Here is a 22232-nt window from a genome sequence, read left to right on the forward strand (position 1 = left end):
ATGGAAGACTTCTACTCGCCGGTCGCTGAGTTTTACGATCTGGTTGGTCGCGCGCACTCCGCGGGTGAAACCGCGCTGCGTGAGCGGCTGTCGGCATTCACCGATATTCACGACCCGGTGCTGGATATCGGCGCTGGCACCGGACGAACGGTGCAGGCGATAGCCGAAACCGTGCCGCTGGTGGATATTCTGGCGGTGGAGCCAGCCCCGGCCATGCGCGCGGTGCTGACCCATTGCGTGGCGCAAAGGCCGGAGCTGCGGCGGCGCGTCACGATTATCCCGGACACGGTGGACAAGCTGCAGCTACCCGAGCGGCTGGGCGCGGTCGTGGCCTTCGGGGTGCTGGGACACCTGACGACGGAGGCGCGTCAGGCGCTGTGGTCAATATTGCTGCCGCGGCTCGCACCCGGCGCGCCGGTGTTCGTGGAGCTGCTGCCGGTCGAAAAACCGATGGTATTGCCGACGATGACGTTGGCCAGTGAAACGATCGGCCAGCGTCACTATCACGCGACCCTCGAGGGTGAGCCTGGACCCAACGACACCATGCTGCTGACTTCATGCTGGACGGTTAGCGGCGGACCCTGCGCCACGCAGGTGATCCGTAACCGGAGCGTCTGGCATACCTTTGGCCTGGACGATCTCGCCCGCGAAACCGGGCTGCATGCTGAACGTCTGACTGCGCAGGCGGGGGTGCTGTATGTCTGAACCGATTGCCTCCCCCGATCGCCGTATCCTGCCGGAGGAGATGCGCTGGCCGGTGGCGTTGGCCGAGCGCTATACGCAACGCGGCTACTGGCAGCCGGAAACGCTCGGTCAGTTGATTCTGCAATGGCGGCAGTATGGTGACCGCACCGCCCTGATCGAACCGGGCCGCAGCTGGAGTTATCACCAGTTAATCAACCAGGCATGTCGTTTCGCCGGTGAACTCAGGCGGCGAGGGATGCAAAGCGGGGAAACGGTCGTTATTCAGTTGCCCAACGGGGCCGATTTCGTGGTGGCCTTGTTCGCGGCGATCCTCAACGGGGCGGTGCCCGTGCTGATGTTACCGGCTCACCGCCAGCGTGAAATCCTGCACGTGGTGGAGCTGGCGCAGGCGCGCTGGTTCCTGAGTGACGCCGAACAGGCGGGAATTGAGGCGCAGAGCCTGCGCGCTAAGGCACCCGACTGTCATAGCCTGCTCTCAACGGCGGAGCAGCGTTTTGCCGCCAGCCAGGCTCCGGCGATGGAGGAATTGCCTCCCGGCGATGCGCCCCAGCATATTGCTTTGCTGCTGCTTTCCGGCGGTACAACCGGCTTACCCAAGCTGATCCCCCGCACCCATGCCGATTATCACTACAACTTTCGCGCCAGCGCCGCGCTTTGCCACGTCCAGCCGGATGACCGTTACCTGGCCGTGCTTTCAATGGCGCATAACTTTCCCCTCGCCTGTCCGGGCATCCTCGGGATTTTTTCCCGCGGAGGCTGCGTGGTGGTCCCGGCCACCGTCGCCGCTGAGGACGCGTTTGACGCGATTCATCAGCACCGCGTGACGCTCACGGCGCTGGTCCCTTCGCTGGCAACGTTATGGCTGGAAGCGGCGGAGTGGGAACAACCCGACCTTAGCTCACTGAGGCTGGTTCAGGTGGGGGGCGCGAGGCTGGGAGCCGATGCCGCCCGCCAGCTGCTGGCCCGGTGGGGATGCCAGCTGCAGCAGGTGTTTGGCATGGCGGAAGGGCTGCTGAACTACACGCGACTGGATGACTCACCTGAGCTGATTACCACCACGCAGGGCCGACCGCTATGCGACGATGATGAGATCCGGGTGGTTGACGAGCAGGGCCTGCCGGTGATTAGCGGACAGACCGGGGAATTGCTGGTTCGCGGGCCTTACACCATCCGAGGCTACTATCGCGCGCCTGAACACAATCGTCGGGCGTTTGCCGCCGGGGGGTTCTACCGCAGCGGCGACCGGGTACGGCAGTTGCCAGGCGGCGAGCTGCTGGTGGAGGGGCGAACCCGCGACACGATCAACCGCCACGGGGAGTCGGTCGCCGCCGATGAAATCGAGGAGTGCCTGCGGGCGCATCCGCTGGTACGCGACGTGACGGTACTGGCGGATGCGGTCGGAGAGCAGCAAGAAGCGATCCATGCGGTCGTCATCGCCCATTCCCCTCTCACGCTGGCCGAGATGCGGGCGTTTCTTGAACAGCAGCAGGTCGCGCCATTTAAATGGCCGGATCGGCTGACGCTGGTTGATGCTTTCCCGCTGACGCCGATTGGCAAAATCAATAAACAAGCGCTGGCAGCCCGGCTGGCGGTTTAACTTTCAGGAGTCAACATGACGGATACACGCACCGAACTTCGACTCAACCTGCCTGCAGATCGGACGCTGGCCGCGATTGTCAGCCTTATCCGGCAGAATCCGACGGAGGATTACTATATCTATGAGCGGCCACCATGCTGGTATGTGGGCCTGGGTAAACGGGCGAGTTTAACCCTTTCACCCGATGGCTCGCAGGCCATAACCGAAAGCGAAGAGGGCTGTCAGACAGCGCCCGTCACCTCATCGCTGGCGGATTACGCCCGTCAGTTCCGTGCGCAACATGCCAGCGCAGGGCAACGCGTCTTCGGTATGGCCGGATTTAATTACGCGGCCTGCATTCGTGGGATCGCGTTTCCGGCCGGCGAGTGGCCACTGCTGTCTCTCCTGGTGCCGCGTGATGAACTGGTTTTTGACGCGGGGGAAGTGACGATCCTGGCGCAGAGTGCTGACCAATGCCAGCGCCTCGCCCGGCAATTACAGGACATCTTACCGGCACCGGCTGGCGGCGCGCTGCTGGCCGACCTGACCGCGCAGGGCAAAGATTATCAGCACCAGGTGACACGCGCGCTTGAAGAGATCGCCGCCGGCGAATACACCAAGGTGATTGTGTCGCGCGCTCTGGCGCTTGCCGAGCGCATCGACATGCCCGCTACCCTCTGGCGCGGGAGAATGTCCAATACCCCGGCACGCAGTTTCCTGCTGCAGCAGGGGGCGTTTGCCGCGACCGGTTTTAGCCCGGAGATGGTGGTGACGGTGGAGCAGGATATCGTCACCAGCGAACCCCTGGCTGGCACCCGCGCGCTATCCGGTTCGGCGGGTGAAGATGCTTACAATCGGGCTGAGCTGCAAAGCGATAGCAAAGAGATTGTGGAACACGTTATCTCGGTCAAAGCGGCGATTGGGGAGCTGGAAACGCTGTGCGTGCGTGACTCCGTGGCGGTCACCGACCTGATGTCGGTACGCGAAAGGGGGAGTGTGCAACATCTGGGATCTCAGGTGTGCGGCAAACTGGCGTCGGGGCGCGATGCCTGGGACGCTTTTGATGTGCTGTTCCCGGCGATCACCGCATCCGGTATTCCCAAGCTCCCGGCACTGGCTGCCATCCTCCGCCTGGAAGCGATGCCGCGTGAGCTTTACTCCGGCGCGATACTGATGCTGGAAGGCGATCGCTCGTTCGAGGCGGCACTGGTTCTGCGTAGCGCATTTCAGGATGCGCAGAGAAGCTGGATCCAGGCCGGAGCCGGGGTGATTGCTCAGTCGAACGCATTACGTGAGCTGACGGAGACCTGCGAAAAACTTTCCAGCGTGGCGCCTTACCTGGTGGTTTCGCAGGCGAAATGACGGATGACGCCTGACTCAACTGGCACGAGATCTATTGGTATTTTCTGGTTAATTAACCTGTTGCGGATGCGCCCTCTTCGGCTGAGGAGGGCGCGGCTATCATAGCGTCTGACCGGTTTGTTTGTTGCATGGGGAGAGTGTCAGGAAAGGGTCATCAATTGATAATGATTATTATTTACATATTTATAAACCCCAGTATGATGATTCCCTGAGTTTCGTTTCGGGAACTAAGCACCTGGCGAGTTCGCCAGCCGGGTACTTACAAAAGAGGGTTTTTTATGCAATCCACTCACCAGTTACATTCTCTGCAGCAGTTAACCGATATGGCGCACAAATGGGGCTACGACTATGAGCTGGCAAATACCAACTGCGCGGTTCGTCAGTCTGGCGAGTTTGAAGGGACAATCAAAACGGTCACGCTGCCCTACGGCGTCAACCTCTGTCTCAATGAGCTGACCGCCAACGGTGACGACCATCGCAGCGGCACGCTTCACCATTGTTTAACTATTTTACTGACGCTCGGCGGCGATGAACCCAACTATCATCTTGATGACGGCAGTCCGTTGCCGGCGGAAAGGGGCATGGCGAAGGTGATTGCCACCAAAGATCGTATGCGCCTGTGGTGCCGCAATCCGCGTGGACATCATTGCCGCAGCCTGGTGATTCAGGCGGCGCCGGATCGTATCAGCGATAAAGAGCTGGCGGATCAGGTCGAACGTATTTTGCAACGTAACCATGTCTTCAGCTTAATCATCCCGCAGTACACCATCGATCGGGCCAATGAGCTGTTTGGCTTTTGCGATAACTGCGTGATTGGTCGGCTACAGACCCATAGCTGCGTACTGGATCTGATGGCCCAGGTGCTGCGCGCGGCGAATCCGGATTTACCTCAGGTGGGGGTGATGGCGCCGCATCGCGATGTGACGCGGATGCTGAAAGTGCGGGATAAGCTGGTCACGGAACTGGACTGCAACCATTGCCTGTGTGACCTGGCGCGTGATGTTGGCATCAGCGTCAGCGCCCTGAAAAGTAAGTTCCAGGCGGTCATGGGGCAGTCGGTTTTCGCCTTCCTGCGCGACCAGCGCCTGACCCGTGCCCGCCAGGGATTAGAGTCAGAAGGGTGGACGGTAAAGCAGGCCGCCTACTATGTTGGTTATCAGCATCCCAGTAACTTTTCAACGGCCTATCGGCGCAAATTTGGTATGCCCCCGCGCGACTCTCTCAGCCTCTGACTGGCTGAAAACATAACTCATTTGGCTTTGCTCATAGCTGAGTTAACTAGGGTGTCGTATGACCACCCCCATATAATTGTGACAGATATAAAACGATTTTTTTTGTTTCTGTTTCAGCACCATGGGGATGGTCATGCGCACCAGTTCACACCAGCTTCGCTTAAAACAAAATCTACCTGCCACCATTAAACCGCTCTGCCTGCTGTGCGGTCTGGCGATTTCAGCCCCGGCTTTTACCGCGGAACAAACCACCGATAGCAAAAAAGAAGAAACCCTGGTGGTGACGGCCCGTAAGGTGAAAGAGGATCCGTTGAAAGTCCCGGTCAGCATGACCTTGTTCGATCGCCAGACGCTGGGCGATCGCCGCATTGATGATGTGGAGCACTTAATCCGTGACGTGCCAAACATCAGCTTCAGCTCGCTGGGGGATATGCGCTCAACCTATATGTCGATCCGTGGGGTCGGGCCGATGGCCCAGCCGCTCGGCTTTGATGATACGTCGGTCGTGACCTATATCGATGGCGTGCCGCAACCGGCCTTCGGTTCGGATCTGCGTTTCCTGGATGTTGAACGGATTGAAGTCTTGCGCGGCCCGCAGGGCACGGTGTTTGGACGCAATGCGCAGGCGGGGGCGATTAACATCACCACGCGCCAGCCTGGCGATACCTTTGAAGGCACATTGCGTGCGGAAGCGGGCCTGAACAGCGAATCCGAGAACGTGGGCCAGCTGACGGTTTCCGGGCCACTGATTGAGGACCGCCTGGGCGGGCGCTTCTCCGCCGCCTATTCCAACCTGGGCGCCGATGTGGATAACAAAGCGCCGGGTGGCAAGCTGGGCAAGGTGGAAACCGGGGTGTTCCGTGGTTCGCTGGTCTTCACCCCCGACGACCGTACCCGCTTCGTGCTGACCGGCAACTACGAGCGGGACAACAACACGCCGTCAAACTTCATTCTCAAAAATGGTCCGAACTTCCCCACGGTAGAGCTGGCTCCTAAAGGCTGGGTCGATCGCGAGATTTCCGGTCTGTCATTAACCGCCAGCCGTCAGCTTGATCGGATGCAGTTCACCTCCGTATCCGCGGTGAACCATTACGATTTTAAAAACCTGACCAATAACTCCGAGGCGCTGACGTATAGCAAAGTGTTCGGTATGCCGACGTCGGCATTTATTCCAGCCACCGACTGGAGTACTTATGACGAAAGCCAGAACAGCCTGTACCAGGAGCTGCGCCTGAGTAGCCTCGATGACGCGGATATTGTCTGGGTCGGCGGCATCAACTATCTGCATGACAGCTACAAGCTGACCACCAAATATGATTCCGCGTTCTTCGCTTCCACCAACGGTACGCGTAACGGGGATTACACCACCAACAGCTATGCCGCTTTTGGCGAGGTGACGGTACCGCTGTTTGGCTCCGAGAAACTGAAAGGGACGTTAGGCGGTCGCTATACCCACGATCGTAAAAGCTATGAATCGCTGTATCGTTCCAACGGTTTCCCCGGGACGGTGGCCTCCTTCAATCAAAGCGGGGTGCTGAATTACGACATGGTGACAGGCCGCGCGGCGCTGAGTTATGACCTGACCGATGACTCGACGATCTATACCAGCGTCGCACGCGGCGCGAAAAGCGGCGGTTTCCCTAATTTTACCAACAACGCACCCAGCGGCTTGAAGGATGAGCCTTATAAGGATTCCTCCTCCTGGAGCTACGAGATCGGCAGCAAAAACCGTTTCCTGGACGGGCGTGCCGAACTGAACGCCTCGTTGTTCTATAACATCGTAAAAGATGAAAACCTGTTCGCGCTGGATTCCGCGTCATTCACCTTTGTGCCGAAGCCGATGGATACCCGTAACTATGGCGTGGAGCTGGAGGGCTCGCTGCAGCTGGCTGAGCACTGGAAGGTCAGCGGCGGGGCGGGTTACACCCATACGGAATTACGTAATGTTTCGGATGATGTCGCGGCCTCATCCGGCGCACGCGATGGCAACCGGGTACCGGCGGTACCGAAATTCAACACCAACCTGACGCTGCAATACTACGATTCTGCCGCCTGGCTGGGGCTGCCGGAAGCCAATATCTTCGCCCTGGCGCAGCATCAGTATGTCGGCAGTCGTGAAGCGGATGTCGGCGGCCACTTCAAGCTTGATGCCTACCAACTCTACAACGCCAAAGTGGGTCTGGAATTCTCCTCCTTTGATGTCTATGTCTTTGGTCAAAACCTGACGGATGAACGTCCGCAGTACATTGGTCTGTACTACGGCCCGGGCAGCGAGGCGGTCACCGTTGGACATGGACGTGTGTTGGGCGTCGGCACGCAAATAAAATTCTGATTACGCGCTGCGCCCGGATTGGTATCCGGGCGCGTCATTCAGTTTTCCCGGATGCAAATATGATGAAATTACGCCTGTCAGGGTGGCTGTTCCTGGGTGTGACAATGGCTCTGCCCGCCGCGCAGGCTGCCGCTGAGCGTACTCTCCGGGTGGTGATGTTGGGCAGCCAGAGCGAAACGCTCGATTACGGGCGCGCGCAAACCTATTACCCCTGGGTGGTGACCGGCAATGTCTGCGATGTGCTGGTGGCGGATAGGCAGGGCAGTCCCGACTATCAGTTGAGTCGTGCCATTACCCCCAATCAGGATGCCACGCGCTGGACCGTCTCACTGCGTGCCGGGGTGCGCTTTTCCGATGGATCGCCGCTGACCGCTGATGATGCGCTGGCGAGCCTGCGCTTTCTGGCCGCTTCTCCCGGTTTTGCCGGATTCTTCAGCGATGTCGATATGCAGGCCAGCCATGTTGTCAATGCCGAAGCGCTGGAGCTGGTTCTTACCCGGCCACGTGCCGATCTGGTCACCACCGTGCTGACCGCCGCCAGTATGGTATGGAAACAGGGGCGGGGCGATGCGGCGATCCCGGTATGCAGCGGCCCGTATCAGGTCACCTCCTTCAATGCACAGAACGGGGCGTTGCTCAGCCGCAACCCTTATGCATGGCATCCTGCGGCGTGGTTTGATCGCATTGAAATTCGCCCGCTGGCCGATGCCACGGCGCGGGTGAACGCGCTGCTGAGCGGCGCGGCAGACTATGCCTTTGATATACCGGTCAGCAGCGCCCGCAGCGTAGACGGACGTCAGGGCTGGCAAATCATCCGCAGCGGTGTGGCGAATGCCAGCGGTTATTACTTTGCCATGAATACCAGGGTAAAACCGTTTGACGACGTTGAGGTCCGGCAGGCGCTGAAAACGCTGGTGAACCGTCAGCAGCTGCTTGATGTGGTCCTCGGCGGCTATGGCTATCGCGGGAATGACGTTTTCGGCCAGGGGCTCAGTGGTTTTGACAACCAGCTCCCTCAGCGCCAGACCGATGCTGCCGAGGCGCAGGCGCTGCTGCGCAAAAAAGGGATCACGCAGCTGACCTTGCTGACCGCCGATCTGACCCCAGGGCTGAACGACGCGGCAGAACTATTACGCCAGCAGCTGGCCGACATGGGCATTACCCTCAGGGTTGAGACGGTGGCTGCGGCTGATTATCTGGGGGATATTTCACGTCTCCATCAGGCGCAGATGTTATCGATGTATGCGTTAAATCGCCCCTTCCTGGCGGCGATCCCGATGCTGTTCGGTGATGACAACCCCTATAACTATGGCGGGTGGTATCCGGACGATTTTGCGGCAGGGGTTGAGCAGGCGCGTAAAACGCTCGATCCGCAGCGCCAACAGCAGCAACTCGACCAGTTACAACAACAGTTGTGGCAACAGGGGCCGTATTTGCTCTGGGGGTATCGCGATCAGCTTTCGGCGGCGGTGACGGCTTTGCAGGGCGTTGAGCTCAACCAGGGGATCCCTCTGTTCCGCAGCGCCCGGATGGCGGCCGGCCAATGATGGCCAGATTTGTCCTCTGGCGTCTGCTCAGCACTCTGCTGCTGCTGTGGCTGGCGAGCATGTTGATCTTCTTCACCCTGGCGCTGGCGCCCGGAGATGCCGCAGTGCAGGCATTGGGCGAACGCGCCACCCCGCAGGCGTTGCAGACGCTACGGCATCAGTTCGGCCTCGATCGGCCCGTCGCCGCAAGATACTGGCAATGGCTTAGCGGTATTCTGCGCGGCGATCCCGGCATCTCTTTGACCAGCCAACAACCGGTAGCCGATATTATCGCTCCCGCCGCACGGCGGAGCGGGCTGCTGGCGCTGCTGGCCGCCTGCGGGATGCTGCTGCTGGGAGGCGCCGGCGGTGTACTGGCGGCGATGCATCGCGATCGCTGGCAGGACCGGCTGCTGTCATTCATCGCGATGAGTGGATTAAGCACCCCGGAATTTATTGTTGCCACGCTGATGATCCTGCTGTTGGCGGTTGGGGCGGGGTGGTTCCCGGCGGTATCCCTGCTGCCGGCTTCCGGCAACATCAGCGACCAGTGGTCGATTCTGGTTCTCCCCGCGTTGACTCTGGCACTGATCGGCGGCTGTTATTTGCTGCGTATGATACGCGCCTCGTTGATAAGGCTGACTGCCGCGCCCAACATTCTTAGCGCCCGCCTTAACGGCGTGCGCGGGCTGACGCTGGTGGCCCGCCATTTGCTGCCTCAGGCCGCGGGGCCGCTGGCCCAGTTATTTGCCGCCAGTTTACCCTACCTGATTGGCGGCGCCGTGGTGGTGGAACGCGTATTTGGCTTTCCCGGCCTCGGCGAGCTGCTGCTGACGGCGCTGAATACCCGTGATGCCATTTTGCTTCAGGGGGTGGCGATGCTGCTGGCGCTGATTACCGCCCTGTGTTGGTTCGCGGCGGATATCCTGGCGGTCTGGCTCGATCCCTGGCGGAGGCGCTCGTGAGAATCGTCGCTTTATTGATGATTGCCCTGATTATCTGTAGTCCGTGGCTGGCCCCCTATAACCCTCAGCGTAGCCTCGGTCTGGCCTGGCAACTGCCGGATGAAAGACTGTGGCTGGGCAGCGATGGCCTGGGGCGGGATGTCTTGAGCCGGCTGCTGAGCGGTGGTCGCAATATTCTGCTGTTCCCCCTGTTGTGCGCATTGTGCTCCTCATTTTTAGGCAGCCTGTGTGCGCTGCTGCTGGTTGCTTTGCCCGATCGCGGCAGAAGGCTGGTGGTGTTACTGGACCCGCTACTGTACATGCCCCCGCTGCTGGTACTGATTGGGGTGATCTATGCCTTTGGCAACGGGCAGGTCGCGCTGTTGATCGGGATTACGTTACTCAATATCCCTTTTACCCTGCGCTACGTACGTTCGCTGGCGGATCCCGTCCTCGATACCGGTTATGTCGAGGTCGCGCGTGCGGCAGGCGATGCGCTGCCGTTACTGTTATGGCGCGAAGTCCTGCCGGTGATTGTTCCCGGTATCCTGGCAGATGGGACAACCCGTTTAGTCGCTGCGATTTACCTGCTCGCCTCGGCCAGTTTTCTCGGTATCGCCACTCCCGGCGGGATCGACTGGGCGTCAATGGTGCGCGACGGGTTGCCCGGACTGATGCTCAATCCCTGGGCGGCGCTGTTACCTGCGCTTGGTATCGCGCTGGTGGTGGTGGCGATGAGTTTGCAGACTGACCTCTGGAGCAAGGGCTGATGCGTTGGGTGGTGCAGGTTTCCGGCCTGACGATCCGCAACCCGCAGGGTGATGCGGTGTTGCAGGACATTAACTTTGAGCTGGCCGCGGGTGGTTCGCTGGCGCTGATTGGCAGCAGCGGGGCAGGGAAAAGCACCCTTGGGCGCGCGCTGCTGGGTGACCTGACCTCCGGGCAGCGCCACGCCGGCGGGCAGATTATCTGCTGCGGATGCGAGGTATTGCAGGCGACGCCTCGCCAGCTCCGGCAGCTCAGATTCAGGCATACCGCCTGGCTCGGCCAGGACCCGGCACAGGAGCTGACGCCAGGTATGTCGGTGCGGCGTCAGCTTAATGAATTTCATCATGGCGATGCCAACGCCATTAGCGAGGTGCTGGCTTCACTCGGATTGCCGCAGGATAACGCTTTCCTGCAACGTTTCCCCCACCAGCTTTCCGGCGGGCAGCGTCGTCGGGTCGCACTCGCTCGGGTGTTATTGAAGCGCCCGCAGCTCCTCATTCTCGATGAGCCCTTCGCCGGATTAGATCGGCGACATCGTGAGCAGATGATGGCGGAACTGCGTCAGTTACAGCGGCAATATCGCTTTGCCCTGTTGCTGATCGGTCACCAACTCAGCGCCGTGGCGGAGATAGCGCAGCGGATGCTGGTACTGCATAACGGGCAGCAGCTGGAATATGGCGACACCCGGCAGCTTTTCGTCGCTCCCAAAAGCCCGCTGCTGCGCGCGTGGTTGTCTCCTGTGACCTGGCCGCGACCGGTAGCCACTCAGGGTGAGCCACTGCTGCGGGTTTCGCGCTGGCATCCGGGGCATTCCCGACAGATCGCGTTGCCAGAGCTGAGTTTCGCGCTGCATCCGGGGCAGTGCCTTGCGGTCACCGGGCCATCCGGCATTGGCAAAAGCACCCTCGCGCGATCGCTGGCGGGTTTAAATCCACCCCATCAGGGCGCTATCACCCTTGGCGATCGAGCGCTGGCGAGCGATGTGCGCCGGCGCTCTCGCGAACAGCAGCGCGCCATCGCGCTGGTGCCTCAGGACCCAGCCCATTCGCTGCACCCGCTACGCAGCGTTGGACAACAGCTACAGCAGGCGCTCGATCGGTACCGATTATCCCACCCAGGCAGCGTGGCCGCGCTGCTGCACCAGGTCGGACTGCCCGGCGATTACGCCCGCCGCTTGCCACGAGAGCTCTCTGGCGGCGAACAGCAGCGCGTGGCGCTGGCGCGGGCGCTGGCAGGTCAGCCCAGCGTGCTTATCTGCGATGAAGTGACCTCGGCGCTGGATGTGCTCAGCACCCGCACGATTCTGCAACTGCTGAGTCAGCTACTGACGCAGGGCATGGCAGTGCTTTTTATTACCCATGATTTACCGGCAGCCAGACAGATTTGCACCGCAGGTCTGCATCTCAGCAGCGATGATGCTGATTCAGGCGCGGTGTTTGACAAGGAGATTTGTGATGACTTCAACATGCGAGACTGAACCTCAGCAGGTCGGGCTATTACGACCGGTTCGCGGCTGGATTGCGCTGGCGGTGGTACTTCAGGTGGGTTCATCGGCGCTGGTGCTGGCCCCGCTGATTGGTCTGACTGAACTGGCGCGGGTGCTGATGAGCGCGCAGGCAGATCGCGCGGCCCTGGCCTGGCATATCGTGAAAATATCCGCTTTCTGCCTGGGCGGAGGATTGGCGTTGCGCGGGCTGGCCGATCTCACGACGCACCTCGCTGATAATGCGTTCTCCTTGTGGCTGCGCCGCCAGTTAGCGCGTCGTATGGCGCACGCGCCGCTCAGTTGGTTCAGCGCCAACAGCAGCGGCAGGATTAAGCAGGGTATGCAGGATGACGTGACCGCCATTCATCACCTGGTGGCGCACTCCTATCTGAATCTGGCAAACGCCGCCGCCACCCTTCTGTGCGTCTACGGCTACCTGCTGTTCATCGATTGGCGGATGACGCTGATTACCTTGATTCCGCTACCGTTCTTTTTTCTGCTCTATCGCCAGATTATGCGTGCCAGTCAGGCCAAAATGGCGGAATACGGCCAGGAGCTGGAGCAGGTCAATCGCTCGGTGGTGGAGTTTGTCCAGGGCATTCCGGTGGTGAAAACCTTCGGCCAGCATGGCGTTGCTCATCAGGCATATCGCCGGGCGGTAGACAGCTTTCGCGATTTCTTTCTCGACTGGGTGCGCCCGCTGATCAAACCGGAAAGTCTCTCAGGGGTGATTATCGCGCCGATCACCTTGTTGCTGTTGGTGCTGGTTGGCGGCGTCACCTTTATTCATTTCGGCTGGATGGATATCTGGCAACTCCTGCCGTTTGCGGTGCTGGGGCTGGGGATCTCGGTGCCTATTGGCACGTTAAGCAGCAGCGCACAGTCGCTGCAGATGGCGAAGGGGGCTTTTGCTCGCCTGGCCGGGTTACTGGCGATCCCTCAACAAAAGGAGCCGGAGCGGGTGATGCTCAATGCGGGCAGCCAGGTGCGTTTTGATCGCGTCAGCTTCAGCTACGGGCCCGATCGCCAGATTCTGCATGACATCTCGCTGAGGCTGGAACCCGGTACGGTAACGGCGCTGGTTGGCGCATCCGGGGCGGGCAAATCAACGCTGGCGAAGTTACTCCTGCGCTTTGCCGAACCCGACGCTGGGCGGATTATGCTGGGGGGTGTCGATCTGGCGAATATCGCGACCGACCATCTCTATCGCCAGATTGGCTGTGTCTTTCAGGAGGTACGACTGCTGCGACTCAGCATCAGAGACAACATTGCCCTGGGTCATCCGCAGGCAACCGATCGGCAAGTGATTGCCGCGGCGCAGGCAGCCAATATCCATCAACGCATTCTGCAATTGCCGCGCGGCTATCAGTCGGTCTATGGCGAAGATGCCCGCCTGTCGGGCGGGGAAGCGCAGCGCCTGAGTATTGCCAGAGCGCTACTCAAGGAGCCGCAGCTGCTGGTGCTGGATGAAGCCACGGCACAGGCTGATGCCGAATCAGAAGCCGCCATTCAGGACACGCTCTCCCGGCTCATTTCTCAACAGGGTAACCGCTCGCTGCTGGTGGTGGCTCACCGCCTCGCGACGGTGGTTAACGCCGATAATATCGTGGTGCTGGCGCAGGGACGTATTGCGGAACAGGGAACGCATAGCCAGCTGCTGGCTAACAAGGGGGAATACGCGCGTCTGTGGCAGGCGCAGTTCTCACCATCAAAGGAGGAGGTATGCTGCTGACCCGTCTCTCGTCACTGCTGGGCAATGATAACGCCAGGGTTCTGCGACGTTACCTGATCCTGATGGTGCTTTTCTGCCTGGTGCAGGGGATCGCTTTTGCGATGGTCGTGCCGATCGTCCAGGCGCTATTGCAGGCTGATATCACGCGGGCGACATGGTGGTTATTGCCGCTCACGCTGGGTACGCTGCTCGCCTGGTATCTTAACTACGTTGCCTCGTTGGGCGGCTTCAAGGTGGCCATCGCGCTACTGAATACCTTACGTCACCGCATTGGCGACCATGTGGTGACTCTGCCGCTGGGCTGGTTCAGTCCCGCCAATACCAGCCAGCTTGGCGTGCTGCTCAGTCAGGGGGTGATGGAAATCCTGGGGCTGCCCGCCCATCAATTAAGCCCGTTAATGCGCGCCACCTTGACACCGCTGGTGGTGGTGGCGATTACCTTTTTCTTCGACTGGCGTATCGCGCTGATCGCGCTGGTGATTTTTCCGCTGGTGGCGCTGGTTTACTGGTGGGCGGGCAGGCTGGGTCGCGCCGCGGACGAAGCCGTTCACCATGCCACGGCAGAAGCCAGCGAACGTATGCTTGAGTTTGCGCAGAACCAAATGGTGTTGCGAACTCACGGCTGCGGCGAACAGGGACATGCCAATTTTGATGCGGCCTTAGTGGCGCAAAATCGGGCCAGTAAACGCCAGCTGTGGCTGGTGCTGCCGCCGTTACTGGCGAACTCCTGGCTGGCGCAGCTCAGTTTCCTGACGTTGATGGCCAGCGTCACCTGGCTGGGGCTGGCCGATAACGATCCGCAGCAGCTGGTCACGCTGCTGGCGCTGCTGGTGCTGATTAACCGGGTGATTGATCCCCTTACCGAAGTGGCCGCCTATGGTTCCGGGATCCGTATGGCCTCTGCCCAAATGGATGCGGTGGAACGGGTACTGGCCGAGCAACCGTTGCCGCAGGCCGACGATCCGCAGCCATACAGCGGCGAGGCCAGCATTCAGCTGCATAACGTGACCTTTGGCTATCAACCCGAGCGGCCGATCCTGAAAAATGTGTCGGTTACGCTGCCCGCCAACACCACCACGGCGCTGGTGGGCCTCTCTGGCGCCGGTAAAACCACCCTTATGCGTTTGATCGCGCGTTTCTTTGATCCCGACGGCGGCAGCATTACGCTGGGAGGCACCGATCTGCGCCAGTTAAGCAGTCGCGAGCACATGTCGCTGATCGCGCCAGTCTTTCAGGACAATTATCTGTTCAGCGGCACCCTGCGGGAAAACGTATTGATTGGCAATCCGCACGCCGATGCGCAGGAAATTGCGCAGGTGGTCAGGCTGGCGCGGCTGGACGAGCTGCTGCAACGTCTGCCGGATGGCTGGCAAAGTCAGGTTGGCGAGGGCGGCGGCCTGCTTTCCGGCGGTGAACGCCAGCGTGTCGCCATCGCTCGCGCATTGTTGAAAAACGCGCCGATATTGCTGCTGGATGAGGCCACCGGCGCTCTTGACGCAGAGAATCAGTCCGCGATCGCCGCCGGATTACAGTCTCTGCACCATCGCTGTACGTTGCTGGTCATTGCCCATCAGCTCTCGACCATCCAAAACGCTGACCAGATTCTGGTGCTGGATCGGCAGCACATTATCGAACAGGGCAACCATCAGCAATTACTGGCCGCAGACGGTCGCTATGCCGATTTCTGGCAGGCGCGTAACCGTGCTGAAGGCTGGCGTCTGCAATAAACCGGGGAGGTAACGATGTCCGAAGCGATTATCAACAGTGAACAGGCCGCGCAGTTTTGGCCGCTGCCTGACGTGGATCTGACCAATCTGGACCTGTTCAGCCGCGGGTTTCCACATCAGGTATTCACCGACCTGCGTCGCCACCACGGGGCATTGTTCCATCCCCGGACGGCGCTAACGCCCGATGGCGAAGGATTTTGGGTATTTACGCGCTATCACGACATTGCGGCCATCGCGAAAGATAACGACACCTTCTCCTCCGCTGGTGGCGGCGATCGGCAGGGCGGGGGTACCATGATTGAGGATTTGCCGCGGGAAATGGGGCCGGGATCGGTAATCAATATGATGGACGATCCGCGCCATAAGGCGCTACGCAGATTGATTGCTCCGGCCATCACCAATGCCCGTGTGGCGGCGATGGAGGATGTTCTGTTTGCCGCTGCAGGGGCTGCCGTACAGGCCGCGCTCCAGCAGGAACGTGTCGATTTCGTCTCTGCCATCGCGGCAGAGCTGCCGCTGTTTGCTATCGCCAGTTTAGTCGGTATCCCACACGACGATCGCCATCAGATTTTTGCGTGGATTAACGCCGTGTTGGACTATTCGGACCGTCAGTTGGGGGAAACCAGCATCAGTAGCCAGCAGGGGATGAAGAACTTTATGGCCTACGGGCATAAGTTCGTCGAAGAGAAACGCCAGAACCCAGGCAGCGATATTGTGTCGCTGGCCGTGACAGGCGAGCTACCCAAAGGGCTGGGAAAACTGACGCCGCTGGAGCAGTTGATGGTGTTCAGCGTGGTCATGGTGGCGGGGCTGGAAACCACGCGTAACGCCATTGCCGGCGGTATTCTGGCATTTATTCACCATCCAGAGCAGTGGCTGCGCCTGCAACAGGACGGCGGCCTGATGAATTCAGCGCTCGACGAAATACTGCGTTGGACTTCACCGACCCCCTATAACCGTCGAACGGCAACGCGCGATGTGACTATCGGCGATCGGCTGATTCGCCGTGGGGAGAAAGTCACGTTATGGTGGGCGTCGGCCAACCGGGATGATGCTTATTATGAGCAACCTTTTGCGTTCGATATTGGCCGCCAGAAAAATCTGCATATGGCATTTGGGGGCGGGGGACATAGCTGTCTTGGCGCTCAGCTGGCGAGGCTGGAAATGCGCGTTATTTTGCACCACCTGCTGGAGCAGGTGGATGGCTTCAGGCTGGATGGCGATGTCAATTGGGTGCGCAGCAATAAGCACACCGGGATTCGCAGTATGCCGGTGCGGTTTGTTAAGCGTTACTGAGAAATATTACTGCGGAAAGAGTACAGGACGACGTGGCGGATACCCGAAACGTGAACCGCCTGGATGAGCTAAAAGATACAGACCGTGATAATCGGAAACTTTGAATAGGTTTGCGGATGGATTTAAGCTGCGGATTTTTGTGTCGCCAGGAGATATCAGGGGTTATTCCGTTATCGAACTCGCCTGACCTCAGATTCTCCCGATGCGGAGGAAAAACTGCAAATGCATCGGGAAGACTTTCACGCTGGCTTATTGAATTCGAATTAAACAGGGATTCGCAAAGCGGCATGAAAACAAGAATTTGGCTCCTCTGACTGGACTCGAACCAGTGACATACGGATTAACAGTCCGCCGTTCTACCGACTGAACTACAGAGGAATCGTGTGAACGGGGCGCATATTAACGGCGGCGCTCCACCTTGTCAAAGGCTGAATCATCGGAATGAGTTTGACTGCTGACAATTTCAGCAGTTGGGTGATGTTCACGCAGTTTTACGCCGCTGCGCACCGCGATGGTGCAAATGTACCCCTAATGGGGCATATCGTAATCTGCTTACCGGGCAAAAAAATCCCCTGCAGCAATCGGAATCGCTTATTACGCCGCGTCCGGCGGCTTTTACGCCGGGCAGAATAAAACTGGCAAGTAAATTGCAAAACCTTCTGTATCTCAATTGCCAGCGTTGGTACTGGCGTTCCTTACAGGAGGCAAAATGAACTTAAGACGACTGAAGTATTTTGTGAAAATCGTCGATATTGGCAGTCTGACCCAGGCAGCCGAAGTCTTGCATATCGCACAGCCCGCGCTGAGTCAGCAGGTTGCGACCCTGGAAGGTGAACTGGACCAGCAGCTGCTGATTCGTACGAAGCGAGGCGTCACGCCGACGGAAGCAGGGAAAATCCTTTATACCCACGCCCGGACCATTCTGCGCCAGTGCGAGCAGGCGCAGCTGGCGGTCAATAACGTGGGCCATATCCTCAGCGGCCAGGTCTCTATCGGCCTGGCGCCGGGAACGGCGGCGTCCGCCATTACTATGCCGCTGCTGCAAACTGTACGTAACGAACTTCCTGAAGTGATGGTCTATCTGCAGGAAAGCAGCGGGACGATCCTTAACGATAAGCTGCTCAGCGGTCAGCTGGATATGGCGGTGCTGTACGAGCGCTCGCCGGTTGCCGGTATCGTCAGCCAGCCGCTGCTGAAAGAGGACCTGTACCTGGTCGGTACCCGGGATTGCCCGGGGCAAAGCGTTGACCTGACGGCGGTTGCCGAGATGAATCTGTTCCTGCCCCGCGATTACAGCGCGGTGCGGGCGAGGGTGACGGAAGCCTTTACCCTGCGGCGGCTGTCGGCAAAAATCATCGGCGAAATCGAGTCTATTACGACCTTAACCGCGGCGATAGCCAGCGGAATGGGGGCCACCGTGCTGCCGGAATCCGCCGCTCGCTCGCTGTGCAGCGCCGCTAACGGTTGGATGGCGCGTATCAGCACGCCGTCCATGAGCCTGTCGCTATCGTTGAATATGTCTGCCAAGGGAAGCCTGTCGCCGCAGGCGCAGGCGGTGAAGGAAATTTTGCTGTCGCTGGTGAGCCGCCCTTCGCTGGAGAACCGTGAACTGCTGCTGGTGAGTTAATGTATATTCCTGAATGGAATAAGTTGCTGGTTTTTATTATTTGTTAGCAGGGACAACAGACTCTAACAATAGAGCATATGTTATGTCTGATAGCCCGGAGGAAAGGGTGAATTTCCAGCAACTAAAAATAATTCGTGAAGCGGCCCGTCAGGACTATAACCTGACGGAAGTCGCCAATATGCTCTACACATCGCAATCGGGCGTCAGTCGCCATATTCGTGAACTCGAAGAAGAGCTGGGGATCGAAATCTTTATCCGACGCGGCAAGCGTCTGCTGGGGATGACGGAACCGGGTAAAGCGCTGTTATCGATTGCCGAACGCATTCTTAATGAAGCCAGCAACGTCCGCCGTCTTGCGGACCTGTTTACCAACGACGCCTCGGGCGTATTAACCATCGCCACGACGCATACCCAGGCGCGCTATAGCCTGCCGCCGGTGATTAAGGCCTTCCGCGAGCTTTTTGCCGACGTTCGCCTGGAGCTGGTGCAGGGGACGCCGCAGGAGATCGAAGCGCTGCTGCACAACGGAGGCGCCGATATCGGCATCGCCAGCGAGCGGCTGAGCAACGATCCGACGCTGGTGGCCTTTCCCTGGTTCCGCTGGCACCACAGCCTGCTGGTTCCAAAAGATCATCCGCTGGTGCAGGTGACGCCGCTCACCCTGGAAGCCATTTCCCGCTGGCCGCTGATTACCTATCGTCAGGGGATCACCGGACGCTCGCGTATCGATGAAGCCTTCAATCGCAAAGGGCTGATGCCGGATATCGTGCTCAGCGCCCAGGATTCCGACGTCATTAAAACCTACGTTGAGCTTGGCCTCGGGGTAGGGCTGGTCGCCGAACAGTCGGGCGATGCCAGAGAGTCCGACACCTTCACGCGTCTTGAAACCCGCCATCTGTTTGATGCCAATACCGTCTGGCTAGGCTTAAAGCGCGGACAGCTGCAGCGTAACTACGTCTGGCGCTTTATCGAGTTGTGCAACGCCGGACTGTCGCTGGATGAAATTAAACGCCAGGCGATGGAGCCGGAAGAGACGGCGATCGATTACCAGATCTAACGGAATACCGGCAGTGGACAAGGGAACGTGGTCCACCGCCGTGAGTCGGTATATAAGATTTCGATAATAAAGCTATAATTCATTCACGATTGTCGCGACTGAGGAAGGGAAATGGTGCGGCGTGTGAAACTGCTTTGCTCTCTGTTATTTATCCTGTCAAGCCAGAGCGTTCTGGCCGTTAGCTACCCGTTGCCGCCGGAAGGAAGCCGCCTTGTGGGTAGCCCGCAAACCATCACCGTCCCGGACGGTAATACGCTCCCGCTGGAGGCGTTTGCCGCGCAGTACGGGCAAGGGCTGAGCAATATGCTCGAAGCCAATCCCGGGGTCGATGTCTATCTGCCGAAGTCGGGTTCGACGCTGATCGTACCGCAGCAGCTTATTTTGCCCGATACGGTGCGTGAGGGGATTGTGGTTAACGTCGCGGAAATGCGCCTTTACTACTATCCGCCGGAGGGGACCACGGTTGAGGTTCTACCGATAGGCATCGGCGAGGCGGGCCGCGAAACGCCGCGCAACTGGGTGACGGCGGTTGAACGTAAGCAGGAGGCGCCAACCTGGACGCCGACGGCGAATACCCGCCGCGAGTATGCCAAAAGGGGAGAAAGCCTGCCCGCATTCGTGCCTGCCGGCCCGGAAAACCCGATGGGGCTGTACGCAATCTATATCGGCAGGCTGTACGCCATTCATGGCACTAATGCCAACTTTGGTATCGGGCTGCGGGTAAGCCAGGGGTGTATCCGCTTGCGTAACGACGATATCAAGTATCTCTTCGATAACGTTCCGGTGGGGACGCGGGTGCAGATTATCGATCGGCCGGTGAAATATACCCTCGAGCCGGACGGTAGCCGCTGGCTTGAGGTTCACGAGCCGCTTTCGCGCAACCGCGCGGAATACGAATCAGACCGAAAAGTGCCGCTGCCTATGACCACGGGGCTGCAGGCGTTTGTGCAAGGAGAGGGCGTTGAGGCTAACCGGGCCAGCGAGGTCATGCTGCGTCGTTCCGGAATGCCGGTGAATATCGGCTACTCAGCGATACCGTCCACGTTCGGCGGCTAGCGTAGGCGAAAGTGAGTTGAGAAAGCAAAAGCCTGCCGGGTTTCCTCCGCGGGCTTTTCTCATTTGGCTTCTCCGACGGAGCGGCCTTCGCTCGCGTCCGGCAAATCGACGGCCTCAGGACGCTCCCGTTCTGCCGATCGGCCCGGAACGGTGGAGATCCGGGTATCGCGGTAAGTCTCCTGCTTATTTACTGCCGGGCTCCGGAGGGTACTCACTGAGTACGACCTGATTGCGTCCCAGCTGTTTGGCCTGATAAAGCGCCCGATCGGCCATCCGAAGAAGCCTTTCCCTGTCGCCATCGCATTCCCGCAGCCCGGCCACGCCCGCGGAGATGGTGATATGTCCTGCACGGGAGAAGGTCGCCCCGGCCATGACTCTGCGGATCCTCTCCGCCATCGTCATAGCTCCGTTAAGCGTCGAGTCGGGGAGCAGTACAATAAACTCTTCCCCGCCGAAGCGGCTGATGATATCCCCATCCCGGCAGGTCTGCTTCAGCAGGTCAGCAATACGAACCAACACGTCATCTCCCGTGTCATGCCCGAACCGATCGTTAATGGTTTTAAAATGATCGATGTCTATGGCAATCACGTACTGATTCTCCGCGTCCCCGACGCGGGCCGACTGTTCATAAAATCCCCGGCGGTTATACAGTCCGGTCAGCGGGTCCGTCATGGCCTCATCGCTCAGCGTGGCGAAGCGGGCCGATACCGAGCGGAAGCTGTTTTCCATCGCGTCCCGCAGCATGTCAGCTTCCTGATACCAGGCCCTGATCGTCGAGAGTTTTTCCGGCGATGTCAGGCCGTCCGTGGCGCGAACTCGTCCCGCAAGCTGCTCCAGCGGACGCGCAATGTAGGAGGATAAAATAGCCACGCCCCCGGCGATAAGAAGAAGGATAGCGAGAACAAACCCTGAGATTTTTTCGACCGTCCGCCATAGCATGCGGGTGACCGTATCGGCGGGGGTTGAAACGAAAATATTCCAGTTAGTTTGGTTAAGGCTGGCATAGCCGACCAGGTTTTTATGGCTTTCATAAAGCCCGGTATAGTTTCCGCTTTTATTCGCCCGCAGTGCGGCCTGGACCTGCGGAGGCAGGGGCAGGAACGAACCCTTTTGGGCCGTATCTCTGCTGAAGATAATCCGGCCATGATTATCGACGACGCTGATGGCGATGTTATCTTCATAGAAATGGAGGCTCAGAATATCGCTCAGCATGCTCTGTTTTTTCAGATAGATGCTGCCCCCTAAATACCCCAGATAGCGGCCATCGGGTGCCAGAACGGGCTGTGAGAGCAGAATCATCTCATTCCCGGCGACCGACGTGAATGGTTCGGAAATCAAGGGCGACCGCGCGGCCAGAGCGAGCTGGTTGGCGCGCGAATGCAGCGTCACTCCCGTAAGCGCCGGCAGGTATGGGGACGTCGAAACCAGTGCTGCCTGAGCGTTGACAACCCCCACAGAGTTAAAGATACCGGACTGAAGGCGAAGGCGATCCACTTCATGCTGGCTGTAAGAGAGGCTACGGATAGACGAAGCGCTCCAGGCTAACTCGCGCTGGGCAAAAGCCAGGTAACGGTCCGTCGTGTCGGCAAGCTTTCGGGCGTAGGCCTGATTGCTGTCAAGGAGTGACGCCTCAATATTGTTCCTTTGGAAAATCAGCATCGTTCCTGACAGAAGGAGTGACGTGAGTACAACGCCTCCGGTTGTGAGCAAAATAAGCAGAGGCCGGAGAAAGGGTTTTTTGCTGAACATCTGTTTACCTGTGATTCAGGCCATCCCGTTAAACTGGCTGCGGGCCGTCCCGTCCCT

The 22232-nt window shown here is 59.2% G+C and carries 16 protein-coding genes, 1 tRNA gene and 1 pseudogene; 15 read left to right on the forward strand and 3 right to left on the reverse strand.

Going from position 1 to position 22232, the window contains the following annotated elements:
* The 12 genes from QFI97_RS10830 to QFI97_RS10885 all read left to right on the forward strand — a co-directional run bounded on the left by QFI97_RS10830 (nucleotide 1) and on the right by QFI97_RS10885 (nucleotide 16686).
* Entirely contained in the window at nucleotides 1-705 is a 705-nt protein-coding gene (locus QFI97_RS10830; RefSeq protein ID WP_076945574.1) for a class I SAM-dependent methyltransferase, read from the forward strand.
* On the forward strand, nucleotides 698-2302 hold the full coding sequence (locus QFI97_RS10835; RefSeq protein WP_346431140.1) for a (2,3-dihydroxybenzoyl)adenylate synthase: 1605 nt from the start codon (nucleotides 698-700) through the stop codon (nucleotides 2300-2302). Before QFI97_RS10830 ends, QFI97_RS10835 begins: the two co-directional genes overlap by 8 nt.
* Before the next feature lie 15 nt (nucleotides 2303-2317).
* On the forward strand, nucleotides 2318-3643 hold the full coding sequence (locus QFI97_RS10840) for a salicylate synthase (protein ID WP_346431141.1): 1326 nt from the start codon (nucleotides 2318-2320) through the stop codon (nucleotides 3641-3643).
* 278 nt (nucleotides 3644-3921) lie between these two features.
* Complete coding sequence (locus QFI97_RS10845; RefSeq protein ID WP_346431142.1) at nucleotides 3922-4875, forward strand: helix-turn-helix transcriptional regulator; 954 nt, start codon at nucleotides 3922-3924, stop codon at nucleotides 4873-4875.
* Nucleotides 4876-5008: 133 nt separating this feature from the next.
* The gene (locus QFI97_RS10850; RefSeq protein WP_346431143.1) at nucleotides 5009-7207 is read left to right on the forward strand and encodes a TonB-dependent receptor; all 2199 of its coding nucleotides are present in this window, start codon (nucleotides 5009-5011) and stop codon (nucleotides 7205-7207) included.
* Between the two features lie 59 nt (nucleotides 7208-7266).
* Nucleotides 7267-8754: an ABC transporter substrate-binding protein gene (locus QFI97_RS10855; RefSeq protein WP_346431144.1), complete on the forward strand. Its 1488-nt coding sequence runs from the start codon at nucleotides 7267-7269 to the stop codon at nucleotides 8752-8754.
* Nucleotides 8751-9698, forward strand: a complete 948-nt coding sequence (locus tag QFI97_RS10860) for an ABC transporter permease (RefSeq protein ID WP_346431145.1) — start codon at nucleotides 8751-8753, stop codon at nucleotides 9696-9698. The genes QFI97_RS10855 and QFI97_RS10860 overlap by 4 nt, the downstream gene beginning before the upstream one ends.
* The gene (locus QFI97_RS10865) at nucleotides 9695-10447 is read left to right on the forward strand and encodes an ABC transporter permease (protein WP_346431146.1); all 753 of its coding nucleotides are present in this window, start codon (nucleotides 9695-9697) and stop codon (nucleotides 10445-10447) included. Before QFI97_RS10860 ends, QFI97_RS10865 begins: the two co-directional genes overlap by 4 nt.
* Nucleotides 10447-11922: an ABC transporter ATP-binding protein gene (locus tag QFI97_RS10870; RefSeq protein ID WP_346431147.1), complete on the forward strand. Its 1476-nt coding sequence runs from the start codon at nucleotides 10447-10449 to the stop codon at nucleotides 11920-11922. Before QFI97_RS10865 ends, QFI97_RS10870 begins: the two co-directional genes overlap by 1 nt.
* Nucleotides 11900-13663, forward strand: coding sequence for an ABC transporter ATP-binding protein (locus tag QFI97_RS10875; protein ID WP_346431148.1), 1764 nt, complete (start codon nucleotides 11900-11902; stop codon nucleotides 13661-13663). Before QFI97_RS10870 ends, QFI97_RS10875 begins: the two co-directional genes overlap by 23 nt.
* Nucleotides 13654-15390, forward strand: coding sequence for an ABC transporter ATP-binding protein (locus QFI97_RS10880; protein WP_346431149.1), 1737 nt, complete (start codon nucleotides 13654-13656; stop codon nucleotides 15388-15390). The genes QFI97_RS10875 and QFI97_RS10880 overlap by 10 nt, the downstream gene beginning before the upstream one ends.
* A 15-nt stretch (nucleotides 15391-15405) precedes the next feature.
* Complete coding sequence (locus QFI97_RS10885) at nucleotides 15406-16686, forward strand: cytochrome P450 (protein WP_346431150.1); 1281 nt, start codon at nucleotides 15406-15408, stop codon at nucleotides 16684-16686.
* A gap of 39 nt (nucleotides 16687-16725) precedes the next feature.
* On the opposite strand, the pseudogene QFI97_RS23585 reads toward QFI97_RS10885, so the two are convergent.
* Both QFI97_RS23585 and QFI97_RS10890 read right to left on the reverse strand, forming a co-directional pair.
* Nucleotides 16726-16842 (reverse strand): annotated as a pseudogene (locus QFI97_RS23585) (hypothetical protein); the annotation flags it as partial.
* Between the two features lie 146 nt (nucleotides 16843-16988).
* A tRNA-Asn gene (locus QFI97_RS10890) sits at nucleotides 16989-17064 on the reverse strand.
* A 331-nt stretch (nucleotides 17065-17395) separates the two neighbouring features.
* On the opposite strand from QFI97_RS10890, the gene nac reads away from it, so the two are divergent.
* The 3 genes from nac (at nucleotide 17396) to ldtA (ending at nucleotide 20426) form a co-directional block, all read left to right on the forward strand.
* Nucleotides 17396-18313, forward strand: a complete 918-nt coding sequence (gene nac, locus QFI97_RS10895) for a nitrogen assimilation transcriptional regulator NAC (protein WP_041146297.1) — start codon at nucleotides 17396-17398, stop codon at nucleotides 18311-18313.
* A gap of 106 nt (nucleotides 18314-18419) precedes the next feature.
* Nucleotides 18420-19370: an HTH-type transcriptional regulator Cbl gene (cbl, locus tag QFI97_RS10900; protein ID WP_095101385.1), complete on the forward strand. Its 951-nt coding sequence runs from the start codon at nucleotides 18420-18422 to the stop codon at nucleotides 19368-19370.
* Nucleotides 19371-19481: 111 nt separating this feature from the next.
* The gene (gene ldtA, locus QFI97_RS10905) at nucleotides 19482-20426 is read left to right on the forward strand and encodes a L,D-transpeptidase (RefSeq protein WP_095101277.1); all 945 of its coding nucleotides are present in this window, start codon (nucleotides 19482-19484) and stop codon (nucleotides 20424-20426) included.
* Between the two features lie 183 nt (nucleotides 20427-20609).
* On the opposite strand, the gene QFI97_RS10910 is transcribed toward ldtA, so the two are convergent.
* Nucleotides 20610-22175: a sensor domain-containing diguanylate cyclase gene (locus QFI97_RS10910; protein WP_095101279.1), complete on the reverse strand. Its 1566-nt coding sequence runs from the start codon at nucleotides 22173-22175 to the stop codon at nucleotides 20610-20612.
* Between the last annotated feature and the right edge of the window lie 57 nt (nucleotides 22176-22232).

The sequence above is a fragment of the Klebsiella scottii genome (assembly GCF_036561945.1).
Lineage (GTDB): Bacteria > Pseudomonadota > Gammaproteobacteria > Enterobacterales > Enterobacteriaceae > Klebsiella > Klebsiella scottii.

Coding starts and splice junctions, on each gene's coding strand:
- QFI97_RS10830 (WP_076945574.1), top strand. CDS start 1: ATGGAAGACTTCTACTCGCCGGTCGCTGAGTTTTACGATCTGGTTGGT.
- QFI97_RS10835 (WP_346431140.1), top strand. CDS start 698: ATGTCTGAACCGATTGCCTCCCCCGATCGCCGTATCCTGCCGGAGGAG.
- QFI97_RS10840 (WP_346431141.1), top strand. CDS start 2,318: ATGACGGATACACGCACCGAACTTCGACTCAACCTGCCTGCAGATCGG.
- QFI97_RS10845 (WP_346431142.1), top strand. CDS start 3,922: ATGCAATCCACTCACCAGTTACATTCTCTGCAGCAGTTAACCGATATG.
- QFI97_RS10850 (WP_346431143.1), top strand. CDS start 5,009: ATGCGCACCAGTTCACACCAGCTTCGCTTAAAACAAAATCTACCTGCC.
- QFI97_RS10855 (WP_346431144.1), top strand. CDS start 7,267: ATGATGAAATTACGCCTGTCAGGGTGGCTGTTCCTGGGTGTGACAATG.
- QFI97_RS10860 (WP_346431145.1), top strand. CDS start 8,751: ATGATGGCCAGATTTGTCCTCTGGCGTCTGCTCAGCACTCTGCTGCTG.
- QFI97_RS10870 (WP_346431147.1), top strand. CDS start 10,447: ATGCGTTGGGTGGTGCAGGTTTCCGGCCTGACGATCCGCAACCCGCAG.
- QFI97_RS10875 (WP_346431148.1), top strand. CDS start 11,900: ATGACTTCAACATGCGAGACTGAACCTCAGCAGGTCGGGCTATTACGA.
- QFI97_RS10880 (WP_346431149.1), top strand. CDS start 13,654: ATGCTGCTGACCCGTCTCTCGTCACTGCTGGGCAATGATAACGCCAGG.
- QFI97_RS10885 (WP_346431150.1), top strand. CDS start 15,406: ATGTCCGAAGCGATTATCAACAGTGAACAGGCCGCGCAGTTTTGGCCG.
- nac (WP_041146297.1), top strand. CDS start 17,396: ATGAACTTAAGACGACTGAAGTATTTTGTGAAAATCGTCGATATTGGC.
- ldtA (WP_095101277.1), top strand. CDS start 19,482: ATGGTGCGGCGTGTGAAACTGCTTTGCTCTCTGTTATTTATCCTGTCA.
- QFI97_RS10910 (WP_095101279.1), bottom strand. CDS start 22,175: ATGTTCAGCAAAAAACCCTTTCTCCGGCCTCTGCTTATTTTGCTCACA.